Source organism: Streptomyces sp. 549 (assembly GCF_030124175.1).
Lineage (GTDB): Bacteria > Actinomycetota > Actinomycetes > Streptomycetales > Streptomycetaceae > Streptomyces.
In genome coordinates this window covers 1-17528 of sequence record NZ_JASKMT010000024.1, presented here as the reverse complement: position 1 = coordinate 17528, position 17528 = coordinate 1, and the positions used below count along the sequence as shown (strand labels likewise).

Genomic DNA, 17528 nt, shown 5'->3' with positions numbered 1-17528 from the left:
CGTGGAGTGACCTTTCGTCGCGGCCTGACCTCCCGCAGCGACGCGACGTGACCAGCCGCCCGCTGCGGGCGCGCCCGCCCCTCCCCCGGCGGGCGCGCCCGCACCGGGTGCCTGCCCCAACCGGAAAGCCTGCCGTGACAACCCTCAACGCCCCACCCGCCTCGCAGCCGGCGGCACCGCCGGACCCGTCACCCGCCACCGGGCGAGCGCGCCGCCGCCGGACCCTCGCGCCGCTGGGATTCCTCGCGCCCTTCCTGATCCCCTTCGTGCTCTTCACCCTGGTCCCGATCGGCTACGCCTTCTGGCAGAGCCTGCACAGGACCGAGCGCACCGGCGGCACCTTCGGCACCACCGGCACCGCCTTCGCCGGCTTCGAGCAGTACGGCGAGGTCCTGCGCGACGCCTCGTTCACCGACAGCGTCGTGCGGGTGCTGCTCTTCGGCCTGGTGCAGATCCCGGTGATGCTGCTGCTGGCGCTCGTGCTGGCGCTGCTCCTCGACTCCGGCGTCGCGCGGCTGCGGAAGTTCTTCCGCATCGTCTACTTCGTGCCCTACGGCATCCCCGGCGTGGTGGCGGCCCTGATGTGGGCCTTCCTGTACGACCCCCGACTGTCCCCGGTCGTCGACCTGCTGCGCGACCTCGGCACGGACCCCGACCTGCTGGGCCCCGGCGCCATCCTGTGGTCCATCGGCAACATCGTCACCTGGACCTACACCGGCTACAACATGCTGATCATCTACGCCGCCCTGCAGGCCGTGCCCCGAGACATCCTGGAGGCGGCCCGGGCCGACGGCGCCGGCGGGCTCACCGTCGCGCTGCGCATCAAGGTCCCGGTCATCCGGCCCGCGCTGATCCTCACCGGGGTCTTCTCCATCATCGGCACCCTGCAGCTGTTCACCGAGCCCCAGGTGCTGCGCGCCATCTCCACCAGCGTGACCAGCACCTACACCCCCAACCTCGCTGCCTACTCCCTGGTGGCGGGCGACAACTACCACGAGGCCGCGGCCATGTCGGTGATCCTCGCGCTGGCGACGTTCGTGCTGTCGTTCGGCTTCCTCAAGTTCACCGGACGGAAGAGCGCATGAGTGTACTGACCCGCACCGAGGGGGCCCACGCCCCGCGACAGGCGGTCTCCCCCCGTCCGCGCCGCCTGCCCTGGTCCTCGATGGCGGCGGTGCTGTTCATGACGGCGGTCGCCTGCTACATGCTGCTGCCGGTGTACTGGCTGCTGGTCTCCTCGACCAAGACCCAGAGCGACCTGGTCAGCACCCCCGGCCTGCTGCCGTCCGACTGGCACTTCACCGCCAACCTCTCGGCGCTCTTCACCCAGCAGGACGGCGTCTTCGGCCGCTGGCTGCTCAACAGCCTCGCCTACGCGGGCGCCGGCGCGACCCTGGGCACGCTACTGGCGGCGATGGCCGGATACGCCCTGGCCATGTACCGGTTCCGGGGGCGCGAGGCGATCTTCTCCGTGGTCCTGGGCGGCGTGCTCGTCCCCGCGACCGCGCTCGCGCTGCCGCTGTTCCTGCTGTTCGCCGAGTTCGACGCCACCAACACGTTCTGGTCGGTCTTCCTGCCCAGCGTCGTCAGCCCGTTCGGCGTCTTCCTCTCCCGGATCTTCGCCGCGGCCTCCATCCCCGAGGAGGTGATCGAGGCCGCCCGGCTGGACGGCGCCGGGGAGACCCGGATCTTCTTCACCGTCGCGCTGCGCATGATGGCCCCCGCCCTGGTGACGGTGTTCCTCTTCCAGTTCGTCGTCATCTGGAACAACTTCCTGCTGCCCCTGGTCATGCTGCAGGACGAGCGGCTCTACCCGGTGACCCTCGGACTGTTCACCTGGCAGTCCCAGATCAGCCGCCTGCCGCAGTTGCAGACCCTGACCATCGTGGGGTCGCTGGTGTCGGTCGTGCCCATCGTGCTCACCTTCCTGCTGCTGCAGCGCTACTGGCGGGCCGGCATGGCCGCCGGGGCGGTGAAGTGATGACCCACCGACCCCACCGACCCGACTTCCGCTCGCTGGACCACGTCACCGGGCGGCTCGGCGGCATCGCCTACGGCGGCGACTACAACCCCGAGCAGTGGCCCGAGCACGTGTGGGCCGAGGACGCCCGCCTGATGCGTGAGGCAGGCGTCAACCTGGTCACCGTCGGCGTGTTCTCCTGGTCCCGCATCGAACCGCGCCCCGGCACCTACGAGTGGGGGTGGCTCGACCGGGTGCTCGACCTGCTGCACGCACACGGCATCGCCGTCGACCTCGCCACCCCCACCGCCGCTCCCCCGCCCTGGTTCAGCCGCGCCCACCCGCAGTCGCTGCCCGAGACCTCCGCCGGAAACCGCCTCGCCCCCGGCTCGCGGCAGGTCTTCTGCCCGAGCAGCCCCGACTACGCGCGGGCCGCCGACCGGCTGGTGCGGGCCCTGGCCGAGCGGTACGCCGACCATCCGGCGGTGGTGCTGTGGCACGTCCACAACGAGTGGGGCAACCACAACGCCCTGTGCTACTGCGACACCAGCGCCGCCGCGTTCCGGGGTTGGCTGCGCGAGCGGCACGGCACGCTGGAAGGTCTCAACTCCGCCTGGGGCACAGACTTCTGGAGCCAGCGCTACGGTGACTGGGAGGAGATCCTGCCGCCCCGCGACACCCCGGCGTTCGGCAACCCGAGCCAGGCGCTGGACTACCGCCGCTTCTCCTCGGACGCGCTGCTGGCCCGGCACCGCGCCGAGACCGCGCTGCTGCGCGAACTCGCCCCCGGCACACCGGTCACCACCAACCTGATGGGCACGCTGGAGAAGAAGGTGGACGGGTTCGCCTTCGCCCCCGAGTGCGACCTGGTGTCCGTGGACCACTACCTCACCGCGGCCGATCCCGACGCGCACATCGGTCTGGCGCTCAACGCGGACCTCGCCCGCGGCATGGCCGGGGGCCGCCCGTGGATGCTGATGGAGCACTCCACGTCCGCGGTGAACTGGCAGCCCGTCAATCTCGCCAAGCAGCCCGGCCAGATGCGCCGCAACAGCCTCACCCACCTGGCCCGCGGTGCCGACGCGGTGATGTTCTTCCAGTGGCGGCAGGCCAGAGCGGGCGCGGAGAAGTGGCACTCCGCGATGCTGCCGCACGGCGGTACCTCCACCCGGACCTGGGGTGAGGTCACCTCGCTCGGCGACGACCTGCGCGTGCTCGCCGAGGTGCGCGGTTCCACGGTGGCCGCCGAGGTGGCGCTGGTCTTCGACTGGCAGGCCTGGTGGGCCCTGGAACTGGAGGCCCGCCCCTCTGTGCACCTGCGCTACCTGGACGTGGTGCGCGACTGGTACCAGGCGCTGTGGTCGACGGGCGTCACCTGCGACGTCGTCCCGCCCGGGGCCGACCTGAGCCGCTACCGGGCCGTCCTCGTGCCCAGCCTCTACCTCACCGCCGACGAGGACGCCGAGGCGCTGCACACCTTCGTCCGGTCCGGGGGGCACCTCGCGGTCGGCTGCTTCAGCGGCGTGGCAGACGTGAACGACCACGTACGGCTCGGCGGCCACCCCGGGGCCTTCCGGGACCTGCTGGGCCTGGTCGTGGACGAGTACCTGCCACTGCGCGAGGACGAGCAGGTGGCGCTCTCCGACGGCTCCACCGCCCGGCTGTGGGCGGAGCGGGTGGAACCGCACGGCGCGCAGACCCGGCTGCGGTTCGCCGAGGGCCCCGACGGCGGGCCCGCGCCTGGCGGCGCCGCCGTCACCCGGCACGCCTACGGCGACGGCGCCGCCTGGTACGTCGCGACCCGACCCGGACCGGCCGTGCTGCGGGACGTGCTCGCGGCCGTGTGCCGCGACGCGGGCGCCGGGCCCGCCCTCGCGGTGCCGCCCGGCGTGGAGGCGGTACGGCGGGTGAAGGGGAGTCGGAGCTACCTCTTCCTGGTCAACCACGGCGACCGGGACGCCACCGTCGTCGACGTGCACGGCACCGGCCTGCTCGACGGCGTCCGATACGACGGCCCGTGCACGGTGGCGGCGGGCGACGTGGTCGTGGTGCGCGAGAGGGGCGCCTGAGCCCACCGGAACACCCGGCCGGGCGGCTGCCCGCGGCGAGTCCCGCGCCGCGCAGCCGTCCGGCCGGGGCTCAGACCTGGGCGTCGCCGGAACGGGCGGGTACCTCGCGCACCATGGCCAGGTACTTGTCCCAGTCCCAGTGCGGCCCCGGGTCGGTGTGGTCGGCACCGGGCACCTCGTTGTGGCCGATGATGTGCTCCCGGTCGCGGGGGAACCCGTACCGGTCGCATATGTCGGCGGTGATCCGCGCCGAGGCGCGGTACATGGCGTCGGTGAAGGACTCGGGGCGGTCGACGAAGCCCTCGTGCTCGATGCCGATGCTGCGCTCGTTGTAGGCGCGGTTGCCCGCGTGGTACGCCACGTCCAGCTCCCGCACGGTCTGGGCGACCCTGCCGTCGGAGGTGCGCAGCACGTAGTGCGCGGCGGCGCGGTGCGTCGGGTCGCGGAACACCTTCAGCGCGATCTCGTAGCTGCCCTGGATGACGTGGACGACCACCCGGTCGATCGTGTAGTCGTCCGGGCGGCTGGCGCGGCGCCAGTTCGCGGTGGACGCGGCGACCCACTCCGCACCCGCCAGGTCCACCTCGCCCTCGATGCGGGGCTTCTCGTTGCCGGGCATGCGCCACCACAGGCGGCTCAGCTCGTCGCGCTGGGCGTAGCCCACGCCGCCGAGCACCGCGGCGGCGCCCCCGCCCACCAGCAGGGCCCGCCTGCTGACCCCGCGTCGTTCCTGCGCATGAGCCGCCATCGCCGTCCCCGATCGCCGGTGGACACCGCGGGCCGCGAGGGGCGGCCGACAGGCGTCCGGTTGTGCTCTACGACGGTCCAACGCGCCCGCCCGCCCCACGGTTCCGGTGATCCGTGACGGCTGCCGCGGGCCGCGCGCCGGCGGCGACGGCTGCCGGGCGGGCGGGGGCCGTCCGCGGGCCCGTACCCTGGAGGGGTTATGACTGACTCGACTGCGCCGCGCCCGCGGCTCCGTGTACTGGCCGCCATGTCCGGCGGCGTGGACTCCGCCGTCGCCGCCGCCCGCGCGGTGGAGGACGGCCACGACGTGACCGGCGTCCACCTCGCCCTGTCGGCGAACCCGCAGTCGTTCCGCACCGGGGCCCGCGGTTGCTGCACCGTCGAGGACTCGCGGGACGCCCGCCGGGCCGCCGACGTGATCGGCATCCCCTTCTACGTGTGGGACCTCGCCGAGCGGTTCCGCGAGGACGTGGTCGACGACTTCGTCGCCGAGTACGAGGCGGGCCGCACGCCCAACCCCTGCCTGCGCTGCAACGAGAAGATCAAGTTCGCCGCGCTGCTGGACAAGGCGCTGGCGCTGGGCTTCGACGCGGTCTGCACCGGCCACTACGCGACGGTGGTGACCGGCGCGGACGGCCACCGCGAGCTGCACCGCGCCAGCGACGAGGCGAAGGACCAGTCGTACGTACTCGGTGTGCTCGACGAGCGGCAGCTGGCGCACGCCCTGTTCCCGCTGGGCGACACCCTGACGACGAAGGACGAGATCCGCGCCGAGGCCGAGCGCCGCGGCCTGGCCGTCGCCCGGAAGCCCGACAGCCACGACATCTGCTTCATCGCCGACGGCGACACCCAGGGGTTCCTGGCGAAGCACCTCGGCACGGCCGAGGGCGACATTCTCGACGAGGACGGCCGCAAGCTCGGCACCCACGAGGGCGCCTACGGCTTCACCGTCGGCCAGCGCAAGGGCCTGCGCATCGGCCACCCGGCGGCGGACGGCAAGCCGCGGTACGTGCTGGACATCTCACCGGTGGACAACACCGTCACCGTGGGCCCGGCGGAGGCGCTCGACGTGGTGGCGCTCACCGCGATCCGGCCCCGCTGGTGCGGCACGGTTCCCGTGGGGCCGGGCCGGTACACGGCGCAGTTCCGCGCGCACGGCGGCGAGACGCCGGTGACGGCGGAGGCGGCCGGCGGCGAGCTGACCGTGCGGTTCGACGAGCCGGTGCGCGGCGTGGCGCCGGGCCAGGCCGTTGTGCTGTACGACGGCACCCGCGTCGTCGGCTCGGCGACGATCGCCACCACCCGCCGCGCCGAGCGCGTGAGCGGCTGACACCGACCGCCTCTGCGGCGGCCCCGGAGACGTGCTCCGGGCTGCCGGGCGGCGGCCGGTCGGGAGTCGGCAGTCAGGCGGCCGGTCAGGAGCCGACGGGCACCCGGGCCAGCTGGCGCGACTGTGCGACGAGCCGGTCCAGGCTGTCCCACACCTCCGCGTCCTCCTCCAGGAAACCCCCGGCGAGGTTGCGGGTGGTGATGACGACGCGGACCGGGCCCGGCGCGGGACGGCAGCGGATGTGCACGGTCAGCTCGATGGTCGGCACCCACCCCTTGATGCCCAGGTCGAACGCGGTCGGCGGCAGCGCGTCCACGGCGAGCAGCAGTGCCAGCGGGTCGATGTCGCGGCCGTCCGCGAGCGCGAACCAGGCGCGGATCTCACCGCGCCCGCTGGGCGCGCCGACCGCCCAGCCCACGGTGTCCGGGTCCAGCCGCAGGTCGAGCCGGCGGGCGATGGGCGGTGCGCTCTCCGCGCCGCCGGGGGCGTCCGAGGCGCTGAGGCAGTGCTCCATCGGCGGTAGCTCGGGCGGCTTCGCGGCCGTGCGCACCTCGTCGGTGAGCGCGTCCAGGTCGCCGTAGGTGGCGAGCACCCGGATGCGCTCGGTCTGCGTGCCGTCCTTGTCCGTCTGGAACAGGCCGGCCGAGCCGGTGGAGAGGCTGCGTCCGCGGCTGGCGGTGTCGGTTCGGATCTCGGCGGGGCCGGGGCGGCTGGCCGACAGGTAGTGCGCGGTGACGGAGAAGGGGTCGGAGTGGGTGAGGGCGTCGGCGAGGGTGCGCCCGAGCACCGCCAGCAGGTATCCGCCGTTGAGTGCTCCGCCGATCGACCAGCCGTCCGGCAGGTCGATGTCGTACACGCCCGGCTGCCGCAGCCGGACCTGGGTGTCCCGGTCGAACTCGCTGTCCCCGATGGTTGCCTCGCTCATGCACAGAACGGTACAGCCTTCGGTTACTCACCGGTAGGGTAGGGCTTCGCCCGGCTCGATGACATGATCCCTGCATGCTCCACGTGCTCTACCTGGTCGGTGTCTCCGCCTTCGCGGCCAGCGGCGTGCTGGCGGCCCACCGCGCCAACATGGACCCGTTCGGCGGCCTGGTGCTGGCGTTCGCCGCCGCGGTCTCCGGCGGCACCCTGCGCGACCTCATCCTCGACCGCGACCCGCTCTACTGGACCCAGGACTGGGTGCTGCTGACGGTCGTGGGCAGCGTGGGCATCCTCACCATGGTCTACCTGCGCTTCTGGAAGCTGCCGCACCGCTCGCTGCTCCTGGTGGACGCCGTCGGGCTGGCCGTGGTGACGGTGATCGGCGCGCGGGCGGCCATCGACTCGGGCGTCACCCCGCTGGCCGTGCTGATCCTCGCCGTGCTGACCGGCGTGACGGGCGAGGTGGTGCGGGACATCCTGTGCGGCGAGTTCCCGCCGCTGCTGCTGCGCGAGGACGTGTACGCCACGGCGGCGTTCGCCGGCGCGCTGTGCTACCTGCTGCTGGACTGGCTGGAGGTGGACCAGAACCCGGCCGCGATGGTCTCCGCCGGACTGGTCTTCGCCCTCCGCCTGAGCGCGATGTTCCTCGGCCTGCACCTGCCCCGGCCGCACCGCGACGAGGAGGCCGGCTGACGGGTGGGCGGACCGACCGGCCCGCCCACCCGGACACCCGCTAGGAGGAACCGGAGGAGTCCGACGAACCGGAGGAGTCCGAATCCGAGGAGTCCGAGCCGGAGCCGGAGCCGGACGGCTGCGCCTTCGCCTCGCCCTCCGCCTCGCCCTTCGGGTCGGTTGTCGCCTCGCCCTTCGGGTCGGTCGTCGGCTCGGACTTCGGCCCGGCCTCCGACGCGACCTCGGGTTCCCCACTCGGGCCGGTCTTCGTCACGGTCGCCGGTCCGGCCGTGGGCACCGCGCCGATGGACGGTACGGCTCCGACGGTCGGCACCGCGACCGCGCCCGTCGCCGCCGCGTCCCCGGCGCCCGCCGCGGCCTCGGCGCCCTCATGGGCGGCGTGGGTGCGCGAGGGCGGGCCGCCCAGGGTGGCCGGCACGGACTGCTCAGCGCGCTGGATGCGGCCGGCCTCGATGTCGGCCGTCCAGTGGCAGGCGACCTTGTGGCCGCCGCCGACGTCCTTCAGCTCCGGGCGGTCGGTGGCGCACAGGGTCTCCTGCTTCCACGGGCACCTGGTGTGGAAGCGGCAGCCGGCCGGCGGGTTGGCCGGGGAGGGCAGGTCGCCGGTGAGCAGGATGCGCTCGCGGCTGTCCTCCACCTCCGGGTCCGGCACCGGCACCGCCGACATCAGCGCCTTGGTGTACGGGTGCCGCGGCTCGGCGTACAGCGCGTCGCTGTCCGCCTCCTCCACGAGCGAGCCCAGGTACATGACGCCGATGACGTCCGAGATGTGCCGCACCACGGCCAGGTCGTGGGCGATGACCACGTAGGTCAGGCCCATCGACTTCTGGATGTCCTCCAGCAGGTTGATCACCTGCGCCTGGATGGAGACGTCCAGCGCCGAGACGGGTTCGTCGCAGATGATGACGTCCGGTTCCAGGACCAGCGCGCGGGCGATGCCGATGCGCTGGCGCTGGCCGCCGGAGAACTCGTGCGGGTAGCGCGAGAGCGCGTTGGTGGGCAGGCCGACCCGGGCGAGGATCTCCTTGATCTTCGTCCGGCGCTCCTCGCGGTCGGCGCCGATGCCGTGCGCCGCCATGCCCTCGGACAGGATCGACTCGATGTTCTGCCGCGGGTTGAGGCTGCCCAGCGGGTCCTGGAAGACCATCTGGAGGCGGCGGCGGAACCTGCGCATCTCCTCGCTCGGCAGCTTCGCCAGGTCGGTGCCGTCGAAGACGACCTCGCCCTCGGTGATGTCCACCAACCGCAGGATGGACCGGCCCAGCGTCGTCTTGCCGCAGCCGGACTCGCCGACCAGGCCGTAGGTCTGGCCGGGCTCCACCGACAGGGACACCCCGTCCACGGCGTAGACGTGGCCGATCGTACGGTCGAAGAAGACACCCTTCTTGACCGGGAAGTGGACCTTCACCCCGTTCAGTTCGAGCAGGCTCATGTGCCGGCCTCCGTCTTCTCCAGGCCGGTGTCGCGCTGCGGCATCACCGGGTTGACGCATCGGACCTGGTGGCCGGCGGCCCGCGGTTCGGTCAGTGCCGGCGTGCCCTCGAGGCACTCCAGGGTGTAGAAGTCGCAGCGGGGCGCGAAGGCGCAGCCGTCGGCCCAGGCGATCTGGTCGTTGATGGAACCGCGGATGGGGTTCAGCGGCTCACCGCGCGGCGCGTCCAGCCGGGGGATCGACCCCAGCAGGCCGTGCGCGTAGGGGTGGGTGGGGTGCGCGAACAGCGGCCGGCGCTCGGCCGACTCGACGACCTTGCCGGCGTAGAGCACGTTCACCTGGTCGCAGAGCCCGGCGACGACCCCCAGGTCGTGGGTGATCATCAGCAGGGCGGTGCCCTCCTGGTCGACGAGCTCCTTGAGCAGTTCCAGGATCTGCGCCTGGATGGTGACGTCCAGCGCGGTGGTCGGCTCGTCGGCGATCAGCAGGCGGGGCGCGCAGGCGACCGCCATGGCGATCAGGGCGCGCTGCCGCATGCCGCCGGAGAGCTGGTGCGGGTACTCCTTGAGGCGCCGCGTCGGGTCAGGAATGCCGACCCGCTCCAGCAGCGAGGCGGCCTCCTTGCGGGCCGCCTCCCCCTTCATGCCGCGGTGCCTGGCCAGGATCTCGGTGACCTGCACCCCGATGGGGACCACCGGGTTCAGCGAGGACAGCGGGTCCTGGAAGATCATCGCGAGCTGGGAGCCGCGAAGGTCCCGCATCCGCGCCTTGCTCAGGGAGAACAGGTCGGTGCCGTCGAAGTCGGCCCGGCCGCCGACGGTGGTGCCGCGGCTGGGCAGCAGACCCATCAGGGCCAGCGAGGTGACGCTCTTGCCGCACCCCGACTCCCCGACCAGGCCCACCACTTGGCCCTGGTCGACGGAGAAGGAGACGCCGGAGACGGCACGCACGTCGCGGTGCCCGCGCCCGGTGAAGGTGACGGTCAGTTCGTCCACGGAAAGCAGCGACATGACATCAGCTCCGCAGTTTCGGGTCGAGGGCTTCCCGCATGGCCTCGCCGAGCAGGGTGAAGCCGAGAGCGGTGATGATGATGCCGACCGCGGGGTAGACCGCGAGCATCGGGGCGGTGTCGAAGAACGTCTGCGCCTGGGCGAGCATGACGCCCCACTCGGGCACGGACGCGTCCGGGTTGCCCAGTCCCAGGTAGGACAGGGCGGCGGCCTCGATGATGGCGGTGGCCAGGCTCAGGGTGGCCTGGACGATGACCGGGCTGAGCGAGTTGGGCAGGATCTGCGACAGCACGATCCGGCGCTTGCGCACGCCGAGCGCCTTGGCGGCGAGCACGTAGTCGGAGTTGCCCTGGGCCAGCATCGCACCGCGCAGCAGGCGGGCGAAGACGGGGATCTGCACGACACCCACCGCGATCATGACGGTGGTGAGGCTCTGGCCGAGCACCGCGGCGATGCTGACCGCGAGCAGCAGGGAGGGCAGGGCCAGCATCATGTCGATGAACCGCATGATGACGGCGTCGACCCGCTGGCCGATCCGTCCGCCCAGGGTCAGTGCGGCACCGGAGGCACCGCCGATGAGCGCGCCGATCGTGAAGCCGAGCAGCGTCGCGACGACACCGACCAGCAGCGTCTGCCGGGCGCCGACCAGCATGCGGGAGTAGACGTCCCGTCCCAGGTGGTCCAGGCCGAGCCAGTTCTCCGCGCGCGGGCCGATGAATATGCCGCGGTTGCGGAACACCTCGCCGCGCCACATCTGCGCCGGGTCGTAGGGGGCTATCCACGGGCCGATGACCGCGAGGATCACGAACACGCCGATGACGCAGGCGCCGACGAGGGCCATCTTGCTGGTCCTCAGGCGGCGCATCGCCACCACCCACAGGCTGGCGCCGGTGGTGGACTCCGACTGTGCGGTGAGCTCGGCGAGCCGGTCGATCTTGTCCGTCTTCTTGGACGTGAGGCTCATCAGTGCACCCGCACTCTCGGATCGATGACGCTGTACGCGATGTCAACCAGCAGGTTGATGAACACGTACGTCATCGCGATGAACATGATGAATCCGACCAGCACCGGGTAGTCCCGGGCGTCGATGGCGGTTCGGATGAAGGAGCCGATACCGCCGAAGGCGAAGACCGACTCGGTGAGGACCGCTCCGGAAAGCAGACCGCCGGTCATCAGGCCGATGGCGGTGACCACGGGCAGCAGGGCGTTGCGCAGCACGTGCCGCACCCGCACCACGGACTGCTTGAGGCCCTTGGCCTCGGCGGTGCGGACGTAGTCCTCGCCGAGCACCTCCAGCACGCTGGCCCGGGTCATGCGCGTGATGATCGCCAGCGGGATCGAGGCGAGCGCCAGCGCGGGCAGCACCAGGTGCATCAGCGCGTCCCAGGTCGCGTCGAACTCGCCGGTGAGCAGCCCGTCCAGGGTGTAGAACCCGGTGACCTCGGTGGCGTTGATGCCGGTGCTCTGCCGTCCGTCGCTGGGGAACCAGTGGAGCTGGACGGCGAAGATCGCCTTCAGGATGAAGGCGAGGAAGAACACCGGGATGCAGATGCCCAGCAGCGAGCCGGACACCGCGCTCACGTCGAGCCAGCTGCCGCGGCGCCGGGCGGCGAAGTAGCCCAGCGGGATGCCGACGGCGATCGCGATGATCATGGCGGTGACACCGAGTTCGACCGTGGCGGGGAAACGCCGGGTGAACTCCTCCAGCACCGGCTGGCCGGTCTGCGAGGACGTGCCCAGGTCCAGTTCGGACAGGCGCTTGAGGAATCTGCCGTACTGCACCCACACCGGCTGGTCGAGGCCGAGTGCGGCCTCGATGCGTGCCTTGTCCTCGGCGGTGGCCCGCTCACCCAGCATCGCTGCCGCCGGGCCGCCGGGAAGCCGGTTCAGCCACAGGAAGAGCAGAACCGACAGGCCGAGCAGGGTGGGAACGAGTTGCAGCAGTCTTCGGACGACGAGACGCAACACCCCGCGATGCCCCTTTCTTCATTCATGGGCAGGTCCGCCCGGCCACGGTCGTGCTGTGGCCGGGCGGACCCTGCGCGAGTGCGTGCTACTTGAACGAGGCCTCGGCGAAGTTCTCCTGCGTCAGCGGGGAGACCTCCGGCGGGTTGACGTTCTTGGCGAAGGCGATCGAGGGCGGCGACGAGGAGATCGGGACACCGGGGAGGTAGTCCATGATGACCTCGTTGGCCTTCTTGTAGAGCTCGACCCGCTTCTCCGTGACCGGCTCGGAGCCTGCTTCCTTCACCGCGTCGAAGACCTTGTCGTCGCGGAAGCCCCACTCCTTCTGGTAGCCGCCGAACCAGGTGCCGATGAAGTTGTAGCCGTCGTTGAAGTCACCGGTCCAGCCGAGCAGGTACATCTCGCATCCACCGTCGCGGGTGGTGTCGATGTAGTCCGGGGTCCACTTCATCGGCTTCGGGGTGACCGAGACGCCGGCCTTCTCCAGGTCGGCCTTCATGATCTCGAACATGTCGGCCGGGGCCGGCATGTACGGGCGGGTGACCTCGGTCGGGTAGCAGAAGTTGACCTTCAGGTTCTCCTCACCGGCCTTGGCGAGCAGGTCCTTGGCCTTCTTCGGGTCGTGGTCGTAGGTGGTGACCTTGTCCGAGAAGCCGTCGATGGTGTCCGGCATGAACTGGGTCGCGACCTTGCCGCCGTCGGGCAGCTGGGTGTCCACGATGTTCTTGCGGTCGATCGCGTGCGCGATCGCCTGCCTCACGTCCTTCTTGGCGAAGGCCTTGTTGGCCTCCTCCGTGAACGCCAGGTAGAAGATGTTGAAGACGTCGCGGACCGGGACCTGGAAGCCGTCCTTCTCCAGCGTGGCGACGTCCGACGGGGCGACCAGGTCGTAGCCCTGGATGTTGCCGGCCTGCAGCGCCTGGCGGCGGGCGGCCTCCTCGTCGATGGTGCGGAAGACGAGCTTGCCGACACCCGCCTTGTCACCCCAGTAGTCGTCGAACTTCTCGAGGGTGACTTCCTTGTTGCCCTTGTTCCAGGAGGAGATCTTGAACGGGCCGGTACCGGCGACCGTGCCGGCCTCCTGGCTGTACTTCGGGTAGCTGATCGAGTCGCCCTTGCCGGACGCCTTGTCCTTGTCGTAGGCGTCGATCGACTTCGGCGAGTGGATGGCCAGCGCCTGGAGCGAGAAGCCGCCCGGGAGGTTCGCGGTCGCCTTCTTCACCTTGATGACGACGGTGGAGTCGTCCTCGGCGGTGCAACCGTCGTAGTTGCTCTCGGGGATGTCCTTGTTCTCGTTCTTCGCGAAACCGCCGAAGACCTTCTGCCAGTAGTACGACAGGGCGTCGAGCTGGTAGGTGCCCTCCCAGTTGTACCAGCGGTCGTAGTTCTTGCAGACGGCCGCGGCGTTGAGGTCCTCACCGTCGTGGAACTTGACGCCCTTGCGCAGGTTGAACGTCCACTCGGTGCCGGCGTCGTTGCTGGACCACTCCTCGGCCAGGCCGCCGACGATCTCGCTGCCGCCGGACTCGTGCTCCAGCAGGGCCTCGAACGCCTGGCGGGTGACGCGGTAGGTCTCGCCGTCACTGGCGAGGGACGGGTCGAGAGAGGCCGGGTCGCCCGCGGCGCCGAAGACGAAGGGCTTGTCGTTGCTGGCCTCTCCGTCGCGCTCGCTGCTGCATCCAGTGGCGATCACACCCACCGCGAGGGTGGCCGCGATCGTCTGAACGACCCTGGAACTCTTCATTCGCATGGTCCACCTCGGGGGTGATGTGGTGGTGCCGACATTGGTCGCCCGAACATTAGCCGTGTACAGACAGAGGTGTGAACCGTCCGCATGTCGGTGATACCGAGCTGAGACCCTGCTGCTGACGGGAGTTGGCGGTTAAGCGGGCAATACCCCGCAATCGGATCGCGCGCGTCCGCTACCTGCCGTGATGTCAGTACGCCCGCGGGTAGCCGTATCCGTAACCGGGTGCCGCGGCCGGTGCCGGACCGTGCGCGTCGCGGTCGAAGAACGGACGGGAGTTGGCGCGCAGCCACATCGCGACCGGGTCGTAGTCGTCGGACATCGCGACCGTCGACACGGGCAGGCCGTCGGGCACGGCCGCGACGGACTGCTCCATCATCGAGCGCACCGAGTCCACCGCCGGGCGGCCGGTGTCGTACAGGTCGAGGCCGATGACCAGGTACGCCACCCCCAGCGCGGGCTGCACCCACGCCCGGCGCAGGCTGCGCACCGCGGGGGTGCGCTGCGCGTTGTGCATGAGCTGGGCGTAGAAGTGCGGGATCTCCAGCGCGGGTTCGCTGATCCGCAGCGGGCCGGCCGGCAGCCGCTCCAGGCCGCCCGCCATGCGGCGAAGGTCCAGCCAGGGCACCCCGACGCCGCCGCCGGGCACGTGCGGGTTGAGCCACAGCCCCCAGCGGTCGGGGTAGAGCGCGGCCGCCACGTCACGGCCGGTGACGACCTCGTGGGCACGGTTCCAGCCGGAGGCGGCCAGCTCCTGGGCGGACGTCACGCAGGGCGCGTAGCCGTGCCCGCCGACCTCCATGTTCCCGTACTGCGCGTCGGGGGCGCCGGGGCGGCCGTGCCACAGCAGCATCCAGACCTGCCCGGACGCGAGCCGGCGCAGCAGTTCCTCGTAGGTGTCGTACCGGCCCGGTGCCACCTGGCGCAGCAGCTGCTCCACGCTCTCACCCGCGCTCACCCTGGCCGCCCTTCTCGACTTCGGTCACTGCCCAGGGCACGCGTCTGCACCCCGCCGTCGACATCCAACCAGCTTACGAGGCGGGGACGGCAGCGCTGCGGGTACTCAACCACCTACTCGGCAGGAATGAGCACGGGTACTCAGCTTGGCCCTGTCGGTGCTCTCTGTGCTTTCCCGATGCGGGCAGACGACCACCGCCGGCACAGGCACGCGGCCCGTCCCCACCCTTACGGGGGGGACGGGCCGCGGCGCGTGTGGTGGGAGCGGTCGGGCAGTTGCTCAGGTGGGGTTTCCGTTGGCGAACCGCTTGAACGCGGCCTGGGTCCCCGATCCGGCGATGCCGTCGATGGCGCCGTTGTAGTTCCAGTGCTTCTTGAGCATGCGCTGCAACGCCTTCACCGTGTTGGGGCCGACGATGCCGTCGATCTTGTCCTGGTAGCCGTGGTGCTTCGCGAGGCCGCGCTGGAACGCCTTCCAGCTGTTGGTGCCCAGCTGTCCGTCCCTGGCGCCGTTGTAGCCGTGGTACCGCTTCAGCCAGTCCTGGACCTTCTTGGCCTCTGCGGTGCTCAGTCCCAGGTTGACCACGGCGAGCGGTGCGACGGCGTCGGCGCTCGCCGCCTGCTGCTGAGCCGGGGCGGGAGCCGCCATGGCCGTGCCCGCGGTGGCCAGCCCGCCAGCGGCGATCCCGACCGCGGCGGTGGCACTGACGAGTGCCTTCGTGAGAGCTCGCATGCTGTTCCCCTCGATTGACGTGCGGTGGTCGGAGCCGACCGCGCCGGCCGGCTCCGCAACGAGCCTGCGGGGTCGGTGCGACGCTCGGCCACGGTTGGCACGGAAGTGACGCCGTCCTGGGATGTCCCACCCGCTGACCTGCTGGGACATCGCACGCCGAGGCGCAGTGGGGGGACGATGAGCGGGGGCTGCCTGACGCCGCACAGGGGTGCGGTCGTGCCGTGGGGCCTGCCGTGACGACCCATGCAGCATGTGGCCGGGGCGCAGGGCCGGATCGGCGGTCCCTGACGCGCAGGGGAGACATGTCGCGTTGCGGGTGGTTCTGCGGGCAGCCCTTTCCGAAACCGACCCGTCGGCAGCCACCGGCACAACTCCGGGCGGGCCGGGCGATCCGGGTGCGCTCAGGCGGAGGGTGCACGGGTGTAGAAGGTGCGGACGCACTCCCGCATCCAGTCCACGACCGGGTCGTGCGCGGCGTCCAGCAGCACCAGCTGCACCGGCCACTTCACCGGCGCCCGGCCCAGGGCGCGACCCAGGGCGTCGTGCACGGCCTGGCGGGTCTCGGGGTCGATCACGTCCAGCTCCACGCCCACGAACAGCGCCGGCGGGTCGCCCTCGGCGCTGGCGAGCCCCCGGCGGGCGGTCCGCACCTGCGGCAGCGCGGCGAACTCCTCCACGGCGGCGCCCAGGAACTCCAGCGGGTCGTCCTGCCAGTCGGGTTCGAACAGCCGCATCCGGGCCCCGCTGGGCGCACCGGGCAGCCGCTCCAGGCCGCCGTCGCGGCACAGCTCGGCCACCGCCTCGGGCGGCAGCGGCATGCCGACCGTTCCCTCGGGGTTGACGACGATGCCGATCTGCGGCGGCAGGCCGCGGGCGAACTCGCGGGCGGGCACCACGGCGAACGGCATGCGCACCCGCACGCACTCCAGGAACTGCTGCTCGGAGCTGTACACGGGAACGTAGGGCCCGTCCTCCAGCTGCACGGTGGGCAGGTCGATGCTCGGGCTGCCCGGACCGCCACCCTCGGGCAGCGGCACCCACAGGCTGCTGCGTCCCAGCACCTCCAGCAGCCGGCCACCTGCCTCGGGCACGCCCAGGGAGGCGGCGAGGGTCTCCTCCAGTTCGTTGCCGGGCCAGCCACCGCCGTGCCCCGGACCGAAGTGCTGCGGCTGCTGAGGAACTGTCATGAGCGGAACCCTAACCGGGCCGCTGCCCGCGCCGTGCCCGGGTCCCGCTCACCCGGTTGCCACCGTACGTGAGCGTGCGGTTGCGGAAAGTTGTCATGTCTCGAAAAGTGGAGCACGTCCCCACCCGCAGCTTTTCGGAGGAATCCTTCCCATGCGCAGCAACATGACCGCTTCCGCCGCTGTCGCGGCCGCCATGGCCGGCGCGCTGGCGTTCGGCACCATCGGAACGGCGGTCGCCGCGACCCCCGCGATGGCACGCGCCGAGTCCACCACGGCGGAGGCCCCCGCCGCCCCCCTGCCCGCGGATGAGGCCCTGGCCGGCCAGGTGCGGGCCATGAGCCAGGCCGGCGGGGTGCTCACCCCCGTGTCCCACCTGTTCGACGCCGTGCTGAAGGCCGACGGCGGAAAGCTGACGGCCGAGGAGGCCGCGAAGCACCAGGCAGCCGTGCGGACCGCGCTGGACGCGGTCCAGGAGCAGGCGCCGGCCGCCGACGCCCGGCGGGCCGCCGCCCCCGGCGCGGACGTGTCCAAGTCCGCCGCCGACCTGCAGAAGAAGGTCGACGCACTGGTGGAGGCCGCCGCCGCGAACGATCCGTCCTCGATCGTCACCGCGCTCACCGACGCGCTCGGCGCGGTGCTGGAGCTGGTCCTCGGCCTGCTGGGCGGCAGCCTGCCGGAGCTGCCCACCGACGGCGTGCCCACGCCTGCCGCCCCCGGCAGTCGGCTTCGCGGGCGCCGCGTGCTCTGAGGGCTCAGCGGGTGCCACGGTCGCCG

At 71.6% G+C, this 17528-nt stretch carries 16 protein-coding genes; 6 read left to right on the top strand and 10 right to left on the bottom strand.

What is annotated here, in order from left to right; all coding sequences use genetic code 11:
- Positions 1-134: 134 nt before the first annotated feature.
- From QNO07_RS21975 to QNO07_RS21965, 3 genes are read left to right on the top strand one after another with little or no spacing between them, the layout of a single operon-like run.
- Entirely contained in the window at positions 135-1085 is a 951-nt protein-coding gene (locus tag QNO07_RS21975; protein ID WP_283993966.1) for a carbohydrate ABC transporter permease, read from the top strand.
- On the top strand, positions 1082-1981 hold the full coding sequence (locus QNO07_RS21970; protein ID WP_283993965.1) for a carbohydrate ABC transporter permease: 900 nt from the start codon (positions 1082-1084) through the stop codon (positions 1979-1981). The genes QNO07_RS21975 and QNO07_RS21970 overlap by 4 nt, the downstream gene beginning before the upstream one ends.
- A complete protein-coding gene (locus tag QNO07_RS21965) occupies positions 1981-4029 on the top strand; it encodes a beta-galactosidase (RefSeq protein ID WP_283993964.1) in 2049 nt (682 codons plus the stop codon). Before QNO07_RS21970 ends, QNO07_RS21965 begins: the two co-directional genes overlap by 1 nt.
- Before the next feature lie 70 nt (positions 4030-4099).
- Here the strand turns inward: QNO07_RS21965 and QNO07_RS21960 are convergent, their stop codons facing one another.
- The gene (locus QNO07_RS21960) at positions 4100-4777 is read right to left on the bottom strand and encodes an N-acetylmuramoyl-L-alanine amidase (protein WP_283993963.1); all 678 of its coding nucleotides are present in this window, start codon (positions 4775-4777) and stop codon (positions 4100-4102) included.
- A gap of 198 nt (positions 4778-4975) precedes the next feature.
- Between QNO07_RS21960 and mnmA the strand changes: the two genes are divergently transcribed.
- Complete coding sequence (mnmA, locus tag QNO07_RS21955) at positions 4976-6106, top strand: tRNA 2-thiouridine(34) synthase MnmA (RefSeq protein ID WP_283993962.1); 1131 nt, start codon at positions 4976-4978, stop codon at positions 6104-6106.
- Between the two features lie 85 nt (positions 6107-6191).
- Here mnmA and QNO07_RS21950 read toward each other — a convergent pair whose 3' ends face one another.
- Complete coding sequence (locus tag QNO07_RS21950) at positions 6192-7031, bottom strand: thioesterase family protein (protein ID WP_283993961.1); 840 nt, start codon at positions 7029-7031, stop codon at positions 6192-6194.
- 74 nt (positions 7032-7105) lie between these two features.
- Between QNO07_RS21950 and QNO07_RS21945 the strand changes: the two genes are divergently transcribed.
- The gene (locus tag QNO07_RS21945; RefSeq protein WP_283993960.1) at positions 7106-7723 is read left to right on the top strand and encodes a trimeric intracellular cation channel family protein; all 618 of its coding nucleotides are present in this window, start codon (positions 7106-7108) and stop codon (positions 7721-7723) included.
- Positions 7724-7763: 40 nt separating this feature from the next.
- On the opposite strand, the gene QNO07_RS21940 is transcribed toward QNO07_RS21945, so the two are convergent.
- The 8 genes from QNO07_RS21940 to QNO07_RS21905 form a co-directional block, all read right to left on the bottom strand.
- Positions 7764-9155 carry an ABC transporter ATP-binding protein gene (locus QNO07_RS21940; protein ID WP_283993959.1) on the bottom strand — a complete coding sequence of 464 codons (1392 nt, stop codon included), beginning with the start codon at positions 9153-9155 and terminating at the stop codon, positions 7764-7766.
- Complete coding sequence (locus QNO07_RS21935; RefSeq protein WP_283993958.1) at positions 9152-10165, bottom strand: ABC transporter ATP-binding protein; 1014 nt, start codon at positions 10163-10165, stop codon at positions 9152-9154. The genes QNO07_RS21940 and QNO07_RS21935 overlap by 4 nt, the downstream gene beginning before the upstream one ends.
- A gap of 4 nt (positions 10166-10169) precedes the next feature.
- Complete coding sequence (locus tag QNO07_RS21930) at positions 10170-11129, bottom strand: ABC transporter permease (RefSeq protein ID WP_283993957.1); 960 nt, start codon at positions 11127-11129, stop codon at positions 10170-10172.
- Entirely contained in the window at positions 11129-12133 is a 1005-nt protein-coding gene (locus tag QNO07_RS21925; protein ID WP_283993956.1) for an ABC transporter permease, read from the bottom strand. The genes QNO07_RS21930 and QNO07_RS21925 overlap by 1 nt, the downstream gene beginning before the upstream one ends.
- Before the next feature lie 85 nt (positions 12134-12218).
- Positions 12219-13880, bottom strand: coding sequence for an ABC transporter substrate-binding protein (locus QNO07_RS21920; RefSeq protein WP_283993955.1), 1662 nt, complete (start codon positions 13878-13880; stop codon positions 12219-12221).
- 187 nt (positions 13881-14067) lie between these two features.
- Positions 14068-14835 carry an enhanced serine sensitivity protein SseB C-terminal domain-containing protein gene (locus QNO07_RS21915; RefSeq protein WP_283993954.1) on the bottom strand — a complete coding sequence of 256 codons (768 nt, stop codon included), beginning with the start codon at positions 14833-14835 and terminating at the stop codon, positions 14068-14070.
- 279 nt (positions 14836-15114) lie between these two features.
- Positions 15115-15567, bottom strand: a complete 453-nt coding sequence (locus QNO07_RS21910; protein ID WP_283993952.1) for a peptidoglycan-binding domain-containing protein — start codon at positions 15565-15567, stop codon at positions 15115-15117.
- 401 nt (positions 15568-15968) lie between these two features.
- A complete protein-coding gene (locus QNO07_RS21905; RefSeq protein ID WP_283993951.1) occupies positions 15969-16754 on the bottom strand; it encodes an enhanced serine sensitivity protein SseB in 786 nt (261 codons plus the stop codon).
- A 151-nt stretch (positions 16755-16905) separates the two neighbouring features.
- Here QNO07_RS21905 and QNO07_RS21900 point away from each other — a divergent pair, with 151 nt between their 5' ends.
- Positions 16906-17502 (top strand): hypothetical protein, encoded by a 597-nt coding sequence (locus tag QNO07_RS21900; RefSeq protein WP_283993950.1) that lies wholly within the window; start codon positions 16906-16908, stop codon positions 17500-17502.
- Positions 17503-17528: the final 26 nt, after the last annotated feature.

Bases quoted from the DNA above. Each gene is read 5' to 3' on its own strand.
- mnmA (WP_283993962.1), top strand. From the start codon at position 4,976: ATGACTGACTCGACTGCGCCGCGCCCGCGGCTCCGTGTACTGGCCGCC.
- QNO07_RS21930 (WP_283993957.1), bottom strand. From the start codon at position 11,129: ATGAGCCTCACGTCCAAGAAGACGGACAAGATCGACCGGCTCGCCGAG.
- QNO07_RS21920 (WP_283993955.1), bottom strand. From the start codon at position 13,880: ATGCGAATGAAGAGTTCCAGGGTCGTTCAGACGATCGCGGCCACCCTC.
- QNO07_RS21965 (WP_283993964.1), top strand. From the start codon at position 1,981: ATGACCCACCGACCCCACCGACCCGACTTCCGCTCGCTGGACCACGTC.
- QNO07_RS21970 (WP_283993965.1), top strand. From the start codon at position 1,082: ATGAGTGTACTGACCCGCACCGAGGGGGCCCACGCCCCGCGACAGGCG.
- QNO07_RS21945 (WP_283993960.1), top strand. From the start codon at position 7,106: ATGCTCCACGTGCTCTACCTGGTCGGTGTCTCCGCCTTCGCGGCCAGC.
- QNO07_RS21910 (WP_283993952.1), bottom strand. From the start codon at position 15,567: ATGCGAGCTCTCACGAAGGCACTCGTCAGTGCCACCGCCGCGGTCGGG.
- QNO07_RS21960 (WP_283993963.1), bottom strand. From the start codon at position 4,777: ATGGCGGCTCATGCGCAGGAACGACGCGGGGTCAGCAGGCGGGCCCTG.
- QNO07_RS21940 (WP_283993959.1), bottom strand. From the start codon at position 9,155: ATGAGCCTGCTCGAACTGAACGGGGTGAAGGTCCACTTCCCGGTCAAG.
- QNO07_RS21905 (WP_283993951.1), bottom strand. From the start codon at position 16,754: ATGACAGTTCCTCAGCAGCCGCAGCACTTCGGTCCGGGGCACGGCGGT.
- QNO07_RS21935 (WP_283993958.1), bottom strand. From the start codon at position 10,165: ATGTCGCTGCTTTCCGTGGACGAACTGACCGTCACCTTCACCGGGCGC.
- QNO07_RS21950 (WP_283993961.1), bottom strand. From the start codon at position 7,031: ATGAGCGAGGCAACCATCGGGGACAGCGAGTTCGACCGGGACACCCAG.
- QNO07_RS21900 (WP_283993950.1), top strand. From the start codon at position 16,906: ATGCGCAGCAACATGACCGCTTCCGCCGCTGTCGCGGCCGCCATGGCC.